Genomic DNA, 13152 nt, shown 5'->3' with positions numbered 1-13152 from the left:
CTGCCCTTGTCGACGCCGACCAAGGCAGCATCGCGGCAATTCGGCGGTGTTCGCGCGACAGCGCGCCTCACCCATGAAAAAACCCCGCCTCGCGGCGGGGTTTCATCAATGAGCGGTCGAATGTGAGGGGTCGCCTCAGTTCGGAACGGCCGCCTTCGGATCGGCCGGATAGGCGGCGTTCTTCTGCACGCCCTGGATCAGGTCGATCGCCAGCTTGAGCTGGGTGTCGTCCTTCGGATCCGGCGGCACATAGGCCGGCGAACCGGTCTTCTCGTCCTCGCCGTTCTTCAGGTGGCCCTTGAGCGAGGCCTCGCCGCGCGTCATCTCGACACCCGCGGCCTCGGCCTTCTCCTTCACCTCGGCCGGCACGTCCTGCACCAGCTCGATGTCGGGAGAGATGCCCTTGGCCTGGATCGAACGGCCCGACGGCGTGTAGTAGCGCGCCGTGGTCAGCTTGATCGCCGCATTGCCGGAGACCGGGATCACCGTCTGCACCGAGCCCTTGCCGAACGACAGCGAGCCTAGGATGGTGGCGCGCTTGTGATCCTGAAGGGCACCAGCCACGATTTCCGACGCCGACGCCGAGCCGCCATTGATCAGCACGATCACGGGCTTGCCCTTGGCAAGATCGCCGGGACGGGCATTGCGCCGCTCGGTCTCGTCAGCCTCGCGACCGCGCGTCGATACGATCTCGCCACGATCGAGGAAGGTGTCGGAAACCTCGATCGCCTGATCCAGCAACCCGCCCGGGTTGTTGCGCAGGTCGACGATGAAGCCCTTGAGCTTGTCCTCGCCGATCTGCTTGGTCAGATCCTCGATCGCCTTCTTCAGGCCGTCGCCGGTCTGCTCGCTGAAAGACGTGATGCGGATATAGCCGATATCGCCATCCTCGACCCGCGCGCGGACCGACTTGATGTTGATGATGTCGCGGGTCAGCGTCAGCTCAAGCGGCTTGTCCTGACCCTTGCGGATGATGGTGAGCTTGATCGGCGTCGCCACGGCGCCGCGCATCTTCTCGACCGCCTGGCTCAGCGTGAGGCCCTTGACCTCATCGCCATCGAGCTTGGTGATCAGGTCGCCGGCCTGAACGCCGGCCTTTGCAGCGGGGGTATCGTCGATCGGCGCCACGACCTTGACGAGACCGTCCTCCATCGTGACCTCGATGCCGAGGCCGCCGAACTGGCCGCGGGTCTGCACCTGCATGTCGCGGAAGTCTTTCGCATCCATGTAGGTGGAGTGCGGATCCAGCGAGGACAGCATCCCGTTGATCGCCGCCTCGATCAGCTTGGCGTCGTCGGGCTTCTCGACATAGTCGGCGCGCACGCGCTCGAAGACATCACCGAACAGGTTTAGCTGCCGATAGGTATCGGAAGCGGCCGCCATGGCCTGCGTCGGCTGCAATAGCAGCCGCGGCTGAGTGGCGCCGACCGCGACAAGCGCGCCGGCCGCCGCTCCAATGAGAAACACTGACGTCCTGCGCATCATCCGCGTGCCTTCTCGCTCTCGCTCGTCGCCCACCAAGGGGTTGGGTCAATCGAAATTCCGTCCTTGCGGAACTCGACGTAAAGAATGGGTTGGGCGGTTCCAAGGCCGACCGACGACACCAATTGTGGCCCCTGCCCCATTACCGCCACCGGTTCGCCTGACAGCACGAACTGGCCAAGCTCCACGGTTATCTTATCCATTCCCGCCAAAAGAATATGGTATCCGCCGCCGGCATTGATGATCAATAGCTGTCCGTAGGAGCGGAAAGGGCCCGCATAGACCACCCAGCCATCGCTGGGTGCGGCGACCTGGGCCTCGACGCGGGTGCCGAAGGAAACGCCCTTCTCCTGCCCGCCATAACCATCCTCGGCACCGAACGCCTTGAGCACGGTACCGCCCGCCGGCAGGGGAAGCAGGCCCTTGGCGTCGATAAAGGGGATACCGGGGGTCAACCGGCCGGGATCCTGCAGCGCCGCGAGACGATCGGCCGGGCCTTGCGGCGCCTTGTTCTGCGAGGCCCGGGCCGCTTCGGCGGCCTTGCGCGAGGCGGCGATCTCGGTCTCCACGCGCGCCAGCAGGTCGCGCACATTGCTCGCCTCGGCGGCCAGCACGTCGGCACGCTGACGCTCGCTCACCAGCGCCGCCTCGCCCGCCTCCAGCGACTTCTGGCGCTCGTCGATCAGCGCCGCCGTGCGCCGGCGTTCCCCGGCGAGGCTGTCTTTCAATTCTGCGAGAGCGTCGCGCTCGCGGGCCGTCTCCTGCCTCACCCGCTCCTGCGCCGCGAGTTCGCTGGCAAGAAGCTCGGTCTCCGCCTTCAGCTCCGGCAGCACCGCGCCGAGCAGCATGGCCGAGCGCACCGACTGCAGCGCGTCGTCGGGACGCACGAGCAAGGCCGGGGGCGGGCGGCGACCGAGACGCACCAGCCCGCCCAGCACCTCGGCCAGAACCGAGCGGCGCGCATCGAGTGATTCGCGGATGTCCGACGCCTCGCGGCCGAGCTGGAGCAGGCGCTGCTCGCTGGCATCGAGCTTGTTCTCGACATCGCGGACCTTCTGGGCGGTGTCGAGCAGCGCCGCGTTCAGCTTGGCACGGTCGCCCTTGAGGTTGGCGATCTCGGCGGCCAGGCGCTGCTGCTCGGCCGTGCTGCCCTTGAGATCGGCGTCGAGCTCCTCGATCCGCTGCTGGTGCTTGGCGGCGGCGTCCTGCGGCCCCTCGGGCGACTGGGCGAGAAGCGGGGCGGCCGAGGCCAGCCACCCCGCGGCCATCGCGACCGCCACGGCATGCCGCGCCCCGCGCGGCAAGGCACGGCGGGCGAGGAAGCGGGGGAAGGCGGGGCCGGTGAGCATTGCGGCTGGGCACATCGGGGCAAGGAGCGATCGGGAAGACGGGACGATCGTAGGCAAGGGTCGAACAGATGCCGGGGTCGAACGGAGCCAAGGGACGATCGGGCTGGTTAACAAGTCCTTAGCAAGACACGGGCCGTCCCCGTCTATCAGCCCTTGTGATAGGGATGGCCGGAGAGGATCGTGGTCACGCGGTAGATCTGCTCGGCCATCATCACCCGAACCAGCTGGTGCGGAAAGGTGGCGCGTCCGAAGGCGATCAGCCGGTCCGCGCGCCCCCGCGCCGCCTCGCTGAGGCCATCGGCGCCACCGATGACGAAGGACAGCGCCCGCACGCCACGATCGCGCAGGCCGGCGACATCGGCGGCGAGCTGTTCGCTGCTGACTTCCGACCCGCGCGGATCAAGCGCGAGAACCGCCATCTCGCCCGGAAGCGCGGCAATCAGCCCCACACCCTCGTCGGCCATGCGGTCCTCGGGGCGGCGGGCGGCGCTTTCCGCGATCTCGACCACATCCGGGCCGGACAACCCGAGGGCGCGTCCGGACTTCGAGGCGCGGTCGAGATAACGCGCACAGAGCTCTCGCTCGGGCCCGGTCTTCATCCGGCCCACCGCAACAACCAGCAGCCTCACCCTTCGCGACTCAGTCGCGCGTCGTGCGTGCCGACCCGCCCGCGAGGGCGCCCGACCACATCTTCTCGATATTGTAGAAGCCCCGCACTTCCGGCTGGAAGATGTGGACGATGACATCGCTGGCATCGATCAGCACCCAGTCGGCCGCCGGCAGGCCCTCGATGCGCACCCCCTTCACGCCGCGCGCCTTGAACGCTTCGGCGAGGTGCTCCGCGAGAGCGCCGACATGACGCTGGGAACGGCCAGTGGCCACCACCATGTAATCGGCGATGGTCGTCTTGCCGCGCAGTTCGATGTGAATGATGTCCTCGGCCTTGTCGTCTTCAAGACGGGCCAGAGCGAGGGCCAGAATCTCCTCAGCGTCGTAACGCGGTTCGGAGACGGGTGCAGTCGCCGGGGTGGAGGCGGCTGCTGAGAGCGCCATGGTGGACAGGGGTCCGGATCCTCTCGACATTTTGGCAATGATCACGACGGACTTTCCGCCGTTGATACCTTGTTAAGATAAGGCCGAAACGGTTGCTTTTTCAACCATCGACCAGCGAGTGCTGTTTCGTCAGTCATTTCTCGACGCCGCCGCACGCAGCTGCGTCGAGGAAAGCGGTGACTTCAGGCCGTGAAGAAACACCCACGCGGGCGGCTTGACGGTCGTGAGGCGACCAGCGTCTTCCTCGCCGATCCGCCAGCGCCGGAGCGCGGTCGCGGCTGGCGAGGCGATCGCGGGAAAGGTGCAGCCGGGCCGGTCGATGACCGCGATCGGCACAAGTTCCGCAATGTCCTTCCAGCGCTGCCAGCGGTCGAAGGAGGCAAGATTGTCCGCCCCCATCAACCACACGAAGCGCACCCGCGGGAAGCGCCGCGTGAGCGCCGCCACGGTGTCGTGGCTGTAGCGTGTGCCCAGCCCCACCTCGAGCCCGGTGGGCACCAGGCGGGGATGGTTCGCCACCCGGCGCGCCGCACCAAGCCGTTCGGCAAGTGGCGGCAGGCCGTTATTGTCCTTCAGCGGGTTGCCGGGCGTGACCAGCCACCAGACCTGATCAAGCCCGAGCCGCTTCAGCGCCAGCAGGCTCGCCGCGCGATGCGCCGCATGGGGCGGGTTGAAACTGCCCCCGTAAAGCCCGATCCGCATGCCCGCGGCCAAGGGGGGAATGCGGGTCTGCGACGCCGGCGACGCCGGACTCACGGCCGGATCTGGCCGGTGCCGCGCACCCGATACTTGAACGAGGTGAGCTGTTCGGCGCCCACCGGCCCGCGCGCATGCATCCGCCCGGTGGCAATGCCGATCTCGCCACCGAACCCGAACTCGCCGCCATCGGCGAACTGGGTCGAGGCGTTGTGCATGACGATGGCTGAATCGACCTCGGCAAGGAAGGCTTCCGCCACCGCCTGATTCTCGGTCACGACGGCGTCGGTGTGGTGCGAGCCATAGGTCTCGATGTGATCGATCGCGTCCTTCACGCCGTCCACCAGCTTCGCCGCGATCACCGCGTCGAGATACTCGGTGCGCCAGTCCTCCTCGCTCGCGGCGGCGACGCGCGGATCGACCGCCTGCACCGCCGCGTCGCCGCGCACGGCGCAGCCCTCATCAAGCAGCATGGTGACCAGCGGCGCGAGGAGCGTGTCGGATCCGGCACGATCGATCAGAAGCGTCTCGGCCGCCCCGCAGACGCTGGTACGGCGCAGCTTGGCGTTGCGCACGATGCCGATCGCCTTGTCCAGATCGGCGTCCTTGTCGATATAGATGTGAACGAGCCCTTCCAGATGCGCGAACACCGGCACTCGGGCCTCGCTCTGCACCCGCGCCACCAGGCTTTTGCCCCCGCGCGGCACGATCACATCCACATTGCCGCCGAGCCCGGCCAACATCTCGCCCACCGCCGCGCGGTCGCGAGTGGGAACGAGCTGGATCGCATCCGCCGGCAGGCCCGCCGAGACCAGGCCCCTCACCATTGCGGCATGGATCGCCCGGCTGGAATGGAAGCTGTCCGAGCCGCCACGCAGGATCACCGCATTTCCGGCCTTGAGGCACAGGCTCCCGGCATCGGCGGTGACGTTGGGACGGCTCTCATAGATCACGCCAACGACGCCGAGCGGGGTGCGCACGCGCTCCAGCTTCAGGCCGTTCGGGCGCTCCCAGCTCTCGGTTACCGTGCCCACCGGGTCGGCAAGGGCGGCGATCTCCTCAACACCGCGCGCCGTCGCTTCAAGGCGATCGGCGGTGAGGGTGAGGCGGTCGAGCATGGAGGCGCCCATGCCGGAGGCCTTGGCGGCGGCGACGTCCTCGGCATTGGCGGCGAGGATCGTCTCCGCCTCGCGGCGAATGGCACTCGCGGCGGCGATCAGGCCCGCCTGCTTAACCGCCGCCGGCGCGGTGGCCAGCACGCGGGCGGCCGCACGGGCACGGACGCCGATCTCGGCCATCAGCGCGCCGACATCCTCCGGCGCACGCGCCGGCCCGCCGGAGCGATCCTCGGCGGTGGGAGCGGCACGCAGATGCGAAAGGGCGGCGGACATGGCGGATACTCGGGGCAGTTCGCTAGAGCGGGTTCACGGAAGGGTCACGAAACGGGCGCCCTGTCTATCACAACCTGGGCATTCCACGCCAAAGCGAATTCGCAGGGCTCCGTCGACGGTTGCGCGCGGCTTTCCACAGGGCCGCCTGGAGAGCGGTTTGCCGACCGCAGGCGTGCCCCGGATCGGTCCCGGACCTGCACCGGACGTGCCCCGGACTTGCCATTTGCGCCCCGACGTCCGATGTGACGCATCATCGCCTGCTTCACCGAAGGAGACTGGCCGTCTTGATTCGTGTCTTCGACATCGCCTGGGACGCCTTCTGGCGCTTCGTCGAGGACGACGGCTGGGCCATTTCGAGCCACATTGCGCTCTCCGCGCTGATGTCGCTGTTCCCCTTTCTCATTTTCGTGACCTCGCTGGCGGCCTTCTTCGACTTCAAGAATCTCGCCGACGAAACGGTCCAGCTGATGCTGGAAGCCTGGCCGTCGCAGGTCGCGGCCCCGATCGGCAGCGAGATCCGCAACGTGCTGACCCAGGTCCGCACGGATGTGCTGACCTTCGGTGTCATTCTGGCACTCTACTTCTCTTCCAACGGCATCGAGAGCCTGCGCATCGGGCTCAACCGCGCCTATGGCGTACGCGAGAGCCGTGCCTGGTACTGGCTGCGCCTCGAATCGATCGGCTATGTCGTGGTCGGCGCCGCCGGCCTGCTGGCGCTGTCGTTTCTGGTCGTGCTCGGCCCGGTGCTGTGGCTGGCGGCGGTGAGATGGGTGCCGGCGCTGCAGCCCTTCGGATGGATCATCACCTTCCTGCGCTACGCGGCGACTTCGGCCATCCTGATCGTCGCCCTGGTGGTGGCGCATATGTGGCTGCCGGCCGGGCGGCGCACCCTGGCCGAGGTGGCACCCGGCATCCTGGTCACGCTCGGCCTGTGGCTGGCGGCCGGTGCCGCCTTCGGCCGCTATCTCGCCGAGTTCGCCGGAAACTACGTCACCACTTATGCGGGCCTCGCCTCGGTTATGATCGCGCTGGTCTTCCTCTACACCACCGCCTCGATCTTCGTTTATGGCGGCGAACTGAACGCGGCGATGCGCCGCTCCCGCGAAGGCCGGCTCTAGCCGCCCGCTTCGGCTCAATTCCCCCACTCGACCGGAACTTCGGAGCCCCTCTCGCGCTTGACCAGGGTCAAGGCGCGCCGGCATCAGCCGTGCGCCAAATGACGCGTAAAGTTCGAAGGAGGCGTGCAATGAGCACCAGTTACGACAAGATCAAGATCGAAGCCGGCGCATGGGTCGTGGTGTGCGACGGGCGCAAGGCGCTGATCCTGTGCAACAAGGGCGACGCCACCTTCCCCAATCTGCGCACCCATCTGGTGTACGAGCAGGAGAATCCGCCGACGAGCGCGCAGGGCACGGACGCGCCCGGCCGGGTGCACCAGTCCGCGAGCCCCGCGCGCTCCTCGGTGGAGCCGACCGACTGGCATGACGAGGCCGAACGCGACTTCCTGCGCGACCTGGCCGGCAAGCTCGACGCGGCCCTCACGGCGGGCGAAGCGCAGTCGCTCGTCATCGTCGCCGCCCCGCGCGCGCTGGGCGTGCTGCGCCCGCTCTACAGTCCGGCGCTGAAGACCGCGATCACCGCCGAGGTCGATCGCGACATGGTCAAGCTGCCGGTCTACGAGATCGAAAAGCACCTCGCCGCCTGATGGGCCCGAGGCGCGGGAACGGATCCAGCTTCGGCGCGTGTCCAAACGAAGACGTATCCCAGCGAAGACATTCGACACCCCGCCGGCTTCCCGGCGGGGTTTTTCTTGACAGAAGAAGGGGCCGGCCCCGCGCGGCCGCGACCGACGCGCCTCCCCTGGGGCGTTGCGCCACGCCGGGGCACACCGTCTCCATCCCCTCGGTTCGCGGTCTCATCAACGGCACTCATCGCCGAGAGCCGCGAAATGGACGGTGTCAGTGACGGCGAGGACATCCGCAGCGCTGGCGCGCCGCGTATAAAGGGTCTGCACCGCAGCGAATCAGCACGGGAGACGCCCGATGAAGACCCTGTCCTTCTTCCGCCTCGTCCTGGCGGTGGGGCTCTGCCTCGCGGTCGGGGCGCTGGGCTCACTGGCTACCACCCCCCAGATCCCGACCTGGTACGCGACCCTCGCCAAGCCCTCCTGGACACCGCCGGACGCGGTGTTCCCGATCGTCTGGACCACGCTCTACGTTCTGATGGCCGTGACCCTGTGGCGGCTGTGGCAGCTCCACGCGCCCTCGTCCCACCGCCGCCTTGCGGTCGTGCTGTGGCTGGTCCAGCTCGCGCTGAACGCCGTGTGGTCGCAGGTGTTCTTCGGCCTGGAAGCCATCGTCTGGGCGCTGGCGGTGATCGTGATGCTGTGGATCGCGATCCTCGCCACCATTCTGGCCTGCGCGCGGATCGACCGCATAGCGGCCTGGCTCATGGCGCCCTATCTGGTCTGGGTGTCCTATGCGCTGGCGCTGAATGCTGCCATTGTCGCCATGAACTGAGCTGGATTAACCCAAACCGATCCGATAAGGGCAGACCCTGGCCGAGCCAGTTCGTCGCCGAGCCGCGGGAGAGCCCGATGGATCTCGTGACCATCGCCAAATTCGTCATCCTGCCGATCGCGCTGGGCGCGGTCGCCGTCGTGCTCATTCTGGGCCTGACCAACATGGCGCGGGGAGGCTCCCCGCTCCGATCGCAGAAGCTGATGCAGTGGCGCGTGCTGCTGCAGGCGGTGGCGCTCTGCTTCGTGCTGGCGACCATCATCCTCATGAACCACGGCTGACGCGCCGCAACGGAGCCGCAACCGCCATGGTGGTCCTCAACCGCATCTACACCCGCACCGGCGACGATGGCACGACCGCGCTCGGCACCGGCGAGCGACGGGCCAAATACGACCTGCGCGTGAGCGCCTACGGCACGGTGGACGAGACCAACGCCGTGATTGGCGTGGCGCGGCTGCACACCGGCGCGGGCTCGGGTCCCGCCGAGGAAGCGATCGCCAAGGCCGCCTTTGCCGCCAACCCCATCGAGACCATGCTCGCCCAGGGCGTGTTCGCCGACATCGACGCCATGCTGGCGCGGGTCCAGAATGACCTGTTCGACCTCGGCGCCGACCTCGCCACCCCCGACACCGGCGAGACGCTGGATTACGAACCGCTGCGCATCGTCGCCACGCAAGTGGACAAGCTGGAGCGCGACATCGACCTGCTCAATGCTTCGCTGAAGCCGCTACGCTCGTTCGTACTGCCGGCGGGTACCCCGGCGGCCGCGCATCTGCATGTCGCGCGCACCGTGTGCCGGCGCGCCGAGCGCATGGTCGTCGAACTCGCGCAGAGCCCGGGCGAGGTCGTGTCCCCGACTGCGGTGACCTACCTGAACCGCCTGTCGGACCTGCTTTTCGTCATGAGCCGGGTGGCGAATGCCCGCGCTGGCGGATCATCGCCGGGTGACGTGCTGTGGGTGCCGGCAGCAGGAAGGGGCGAGTGAGGCGCGCGCGCCATGCTGCTGCCCATCAATGATGACAACCCGCTGGAAGGCATCACCCACGCCTATGTGACCTGGGGGCTGATCGCGGCCAACATACTGGTCTTCGTTCTTTTCCAGCACGGCTACCAGGCCGAGATCGACGTGCCCTCCGCCTTTGGCTATGGCGTCATTCCGGTGGTGGTGAACCACACCGCCGTGCTGCCCGCCGAATATGTGCGTCTGCCCTCCGAGCTGACGCTGGTCACCTACATGTTCCTGCACGGCGGCTGGCTGCATCTCATCGGCAACATGGCCTTCCTCTGGGTGTTCGGCGACAACGTGGAAGACGCGCTGGGCCATGTGCGCTTCCTTGCCTTCTACCTGCTGTGCGGGGTCGCGGGGGGTCTCACCCATTCGCTGGCCATGCCTGATTCGGCCTCGCCGCTCGTCGGTGCCTCGGCCGGCGTATCGGGGCTCGTGGGCGCCTATCTTATGCTCCACCCCAATGTCCGGATCTGGGTACTGATGTTCCTGCGCGTGCCGCTGCGGGTGCCCGCAGCCTGGCCGCTCGGCGCGTGGATCGGCTTTCAGCTCTGGAGCCTGGCCACCACGACCGACCAGGAAACCGCCTGGTGGGCGCATATTGGCGGCCTTGTGGCGGGAGCCGTGCTCGTGGTGTTCATGCGCCGAAAGGGCGTACCGCTGTGGGTTACGACCCGCGACGGCACGCCGGAAGGAACACCGCCGGTCTGAACGCGCCGCCCTCCACCTTTTGACGGGTGGGCGATACGTTGACAGGGCAGGGGTCGATCCATAGTTTCCGGGCGTTTTCCGCGGGCTGATGCCACGCCCGGACCGCCTTCCGGCCTTGGGGCGGCATCGCCATCTTCGAAATGCGGCTGCCCGGCACGGCCCTTGAGCGGCACGTGGGGCGGGGGATGTGGTGATGAAGATACTGGTGCCCGTGAAGCGGGTGGTCGACTACAATGTGAAGATCCGCGTGAAGCCGGACGGTTCCGGCGTGGAACTCACCAATATCAAGATGTCGATGAACCCCTTCGACGAGATAGCCGTCGAAGAGGCGTTGCGGCTGAAGGAAGCCGGCAAGGCGAGCGAAGTCATCGCCGTCTCGGTGGGGCCGGCCAAGACCGACGAGACCATCCGCACCGCTCTCGCCATGGGCGCCGATCGGGGCATCTGGGTGAAGACCGACGAGGCCGGCATCGAGCCGCTCACCATCGCCAAGATCCTGAAGAAGCTGGTCGAGGAGGAGGCGCCCGGCCTCGTCATTCTCGGCAAGCAGGCGATCGACGACGACTGCAACCAGACCGGCCAGATGCTTTCGGCGCTGCTGGGCTGGCCGCAGGCGACCTTTGCCTCCAAGGTCGTCGTCGGCGAGGGAACGGTGGACGTCACCCGCGAGATCGACGGCGGCCTTCAGACGGTCAGCCTCGACCTGCCGGCGGTGCTGACCACGGATCTGCGACTTAACGAACCGCGCTATGCCAGCCTGCCCAATATCATGAAGGCCAAGAAGAAGCCGATCGCGGAGAAGACGCCGGCCGAGTGGGGCATCGACCTCACCCCCCGCCTCGTCGTGCTGTCCACCACCGAACCGACCAGCCGCACCGCCGGCAAGAAGGTGACCTCGGTCGCCGAACTCGTCGGCGATCTCAAGCAGTCGGGAGTGCTCTGAACATGGCGACGCTGCTCTTTGCCGAACATGACGATGCCAGCCTCAACCCCGTCACCGCCCGCGCCCTGAGCGCGGCGAAGGCGATCGGCGCCCCGGTGCATGTTCTTGTCGTCGGTGCCGGCTGCCAGGCCGCCGCCGAGGCCGCCGCCAGGCTCGACGGCGTCGACGAGGTGCTGGTCGCCGACGCGCCGGAATACGCCCATCGCCTTGCCGAGCCGGTCGCCGCGCTCGGCGTCGCTCTGGCGGGCAGCTATGACGCGCTGGTGGCCCCCTCCACCTCGGTGTGGAAGAGCGTGATGCCGCGCATCGCCGCGCTGCTGGACGTCATGCAGGTCTCCGACGTCATCGCCATCGTCGCGCCCGACACGTTCGACCGGCCGATCTATGCCGGCAACGCGATCCAGCGGGTGCGCTCGGACGAGGCGAAGAAGGTTCTGACCATCCGCACCTCGTCCTTCGCGGCGGCAGGCGAGGGCGCGAGCGCGCCACTCCGCGCCGTCGAGGCCGGGTCGGCGGCGGCGGGCACGCGCTTCGTCGGCCAAGAGATCGCGGCGAGCGAGCGTCCCGAGCTGACCGCGGCCCGGATCATCGTCTCCGGCGGGCGGGCGGTCGGTTCGTCCGAAAACTTCGCCAAGGTCATCGAGCCGCTGGCCGACACGCTCGGCGCGGCAGTGGGCGCTTCGCGCGCGGCGGTGGATGCCGGCTACGCGCCCAATGACTGGCAGGTCGGCCAGACCGGCAAGGTCGTGGCTCCCGATCTCTACGTCGCGGTCGGCATTTCCGGCGCCATCCAGCATCTGGCGGGAATGAAGGATTCCAAGGTGATCGTGGCGATCAACAAGGACGAGGAAGCCCCCATCTTCCAGGTGGCCGATTACGGCATGGTGGGCGACCTGTTCCAGATCGTTCCCGAACTCACCGCCGAATTAGCTAAGGCAAAAGGCTGACAGCGCTCTATACTCGGCACCGTCGACACGGACGGTGCCGGCAGCGGGAACTGACGGACAGACCAGGCGGGGCAGGCTCAACCATGGCTTTCGAGATCAAGAGCGTCGGCATCATCGGCGCTGGACAGATGGGCAACGGCATTGCGCATGTGTGCGCGCTTGCCGGCTACAATGTCGTGCTGAACGATCTCCAGAGCGACCGCATCAAGTCGGGCCTGGCCACCATCAATGGCAACATGGTTCGCCAGGTCTCCAAGGGCCTCTACTCCGAGGAAGAGAAGCAGGCCGCGCTGGCGCGTATCCACGGCACCGACCAGTCCGCGGACCTCGCCGATGTCGACCTGCTGATCGAGGCCGCCGTCGAGAAGGAGGAGATCAAGCGCAAGATCTTCTCCGGCGTCTGCCCGTTCCTGAAGCCCGAGACCATCCTCGCCACCAACACGTCCTCGATCTCGATCACCCGCCTCGCCGCCTCGACCGACCGGCCGGAGCGCTTCATCGGCATTCATTTCATGAACCCGGTGCCGCTGATGCAGCTCGTCGAGCTGGTGCGCGGCATTGCCACCGAGGATGAAACGTTCGAGCTGTCCAAGGGCTTCGTCACGCGGCTGGGCAAGACCTATGCGGTGGCGGAGGATTTCCCCGCTTTCATGGTCAACCGCATCCTGCTGCCGATGATCAACGAGGCGATCTACACGCTCTATGAGGGCGTTGGCTCGGTGGACGCCATCGACACCGCGATGCGCCTGGGCGCCAACCACCCGATGGGCCCGCTGCAGCTGGCCGATTTCATCGGCCTCGACACCTGCCTGTCGATCATGCAGGTGCTCCATGAGGGACTGGCCGATTCCAAGTATCGCCCTTGCCCCCTGCTGGTGAAATATGTCGAGGCCGGCTGGCTCGGTCGCAAGACCCAGCGCGGCTTCTATGACTATCGCGGCGAGAAGCCGGTGCCGACGCGGTAACGCCCGGCACGCACGCTCTCTGATGCACCCATGGCCGGGCTCGTCCCGGCCATTTGCGTTTCAGGCCTCCCGCCCGGCAACGCCCGCACT

Annotated in this window: 15 protein-coding genes; 9 read left to right on the top strand and 6 right to left on the bottom strand. The window is 67.4% G+C overall.

The features are described from left to right. Window positions 1-135: 135 nt before the first annotated feature. From G3A50_RS10495 to G3A50_RS10470, 6 genes are all read right to left on the bottom strand, one after another. Window positions 136-1485, bottom strand: a complete 1350-nt coding sequence (locus G3A50_RS10495) for a S41 family peptidase (RefSeq protein ID WP_163075239.1) — start codon at window positions 1483-1485, stop codon at window positions 136-138. Next, window positions 1482-2831, bottom strand: a complete 1350-nt coding sequence (locus tag G3A50_RS10490; protein WP_246252331.1) for a murein hydrolase activator EnvC family protein — start codon at window positions 2829-2831, stop codon at window positions 1482-1484. Before G3A50_RS10490 ends, G3A50_RS10495 begins: the two co-directional genes overlap by 4 nt. A 146-nt stretch (window positions 2832-2977) precedes the next feature. After that, on the bottom strand, window positions 2978-3460 hold the full coding sequence (rlmH, locus tag G3A50_RS10485) for a 23S rRNA (pseudouridine(1915)-N(3))-methyltransferase RlmH (RefSeq protein WP_163075238.1): 483 nt from the start codon (window positions 3458-3460) through the stop codon (window positions 2978-2980). A 10-nt stretch (window positions 3461-3470) separates the two neighbouring features. Next, the gene (gene rsfS, locus G3A50_RS10480; protein ID WP_163075237.1) at window positions 3471-3884 is read right to left on the bottom strand and encodes a ribosome silencing factor; all 414 of its coding nucleotides are present in this window, start codon (window positions 3882-3884) and stop codon (window positions 3471-3473) included. A 129-nt stretch (window positions 3885-4013) separates the two neighbouring features. Then, window positions 4014-4640, bottom strand: a complete 627-nt coding sequence (locus G3A50_RS10475) for a nicotinate-nucleotide adenylyltransferase (protein ID WP_281355850.1) — start codon at window positions 4638-4640, stop codon at window positions 4014-4016. Next, the gene (locus tag G3A50_RS10470; RefSeq protein ID WP_246252433.1) at window positions 4637-5878 is read right to left on the bottom strand and encodes a glutamate-5-semialdehyde dehydrogenase; all 1242 of its coding nucleotides are present in this window, start codon (window positions 5876-5878) and stop codon (window positions 4637-4639) included. Before G3A50_RS10470 ends, G3A50_RS10475 begins: the two co-directional genes overlap by 4 nt. 377 nt (window positions 5879-6255) lie before the next feature. Here G3A50_RS10470 and G3A50_RS10465 point away from each other — a divergent pair, with 377 nt between their 5' ends. The 9 genes from G3A50_RS10465 to G3A50_RS10425 all read left to right on the top strand — a co-directional run bounded on the left by G3A50_RS10465 (window position 6256) and on the right by G3A50_RS10425 (window position 13062). Further along, entirely contained in the window at window positions 6256-7089 is an 834-nt protein-coding gene (locus G3A50_RS10465; RefSeq protein ID WP_163075235.1) for a YihY/virulence factor BrkB family protein, read from the top strand. A 128-nt stretch (window positions 7090-7217) separates the two neighbouring features. Beyond that, window positions 7218-7676, top strand: a complete 459-nt coding sequence (locus G3A50_RS10460) for a baeRF12 domain-containing protein (RefSeq protein ID WP_163075234.1) — start codon at window positions 7218-7220, stop codon at window positions 7674-7676. Window positions 7677-8013: 337 nt separating this feature from the next. Next, entirely contained in the window at window positions 8014-8490 is a 477-nt protein-coding gene (locus G3A50_RS10455) for a TspO/MBR family protein (RefSeq protein WP_163075233.1), read from the top strand. Between the two features lie 77 nt (window positions 8491-8567). Beyond that, window positions 8568-8771 (top strand): twin transmembrane helix small protein, encoded by a 204-nt coding sequence (locus tag G3A50_RS10450; RefSeq protein ID WP_163075232.1) that lies wholly within the window; start codon window positions 8568-8570, stop codon window positions 8769-8771. A 26-nt stretch (window positions 8772-8797) separates the two neighbouring features. After that, window positions 8798-9475 (top strand): cob(I)yrinic acid a,c-diamide adenosyltransferase, encoded by a 678-nt coding sequence (locus tag G3A50_RS10445; protein WP_163075231.1) that lies wholly within the window; start codon window positions 8798-8800, stop codon window positions 9473-9475. Window positions 9476-9487: 12 nt separating this feature from the next. Next, window positions 9488-10207 (top strand): rhomboid family intramembrane serine protease, encoded by a 720-nt coding sequence (locus tag G3A50_RS10440; protein WP_163075230.1) that lies wholly within the window; start codon window positions 9488-9490, stop codon window positions 10205-10207. A 193-nt stretch (window positions 10208-10400) separates the two neighbouring features. Continuing rightward, on the top strand, window positions 10401-11150 hold the full coding sequence (locus G3A50_RS10435; protein ID WP_163075229.1) for an electron transfer flavoprotein subunit beta/FixA family protein: 750 nt from the start codon (window positions 10401-10403) through the stop codon (window positions 11148-11150). A gap of 2 nt (window positions 11151-11152) precedes the next feature. After that, window positions 11153-12097 carry an electron transfer flavoprotein subunit alpha/FixB family protein gene (locus tag G3A50_RS10430; RefSeq protein WP_163075228.1) on the top strand — a complete coding sequence of 315 codons (945 nt, stop codon included), beginning with the start codon at window positions 11153-11155 and terminating at the stop codon, window positions 12095-12097. A gap of 83 nt (window positions 12098-12180) precedes the next feature. Next, window positions 12181-13062, top strand: coding sequence for a 3-hydroxybutyryl-CoA dehydrogenase (locus G3A50_RS10425; RefSeq protein WP_163075227.1), 882 nt, complete (start codon window positions 12181-12183; stop codon window positions 13060-13062). The last annotated feature ends 90 nt before the right edge of the window (window positions 13063-13152 follow it).

This window comes from Ancylobacter pratisalsi (assembly GCF_010669125.1).
Classification (GTDB): domain Bacteria; phylum Pseudomonadota; class Alphaproteobacteria; order Rhizobiales; family Xanthobacteraceae; genus Ancylobacter; species Ancylobacter pratisalsi.
This window is presented reverse-complemented; position numbering and strand designations above follow the sequence as displayed.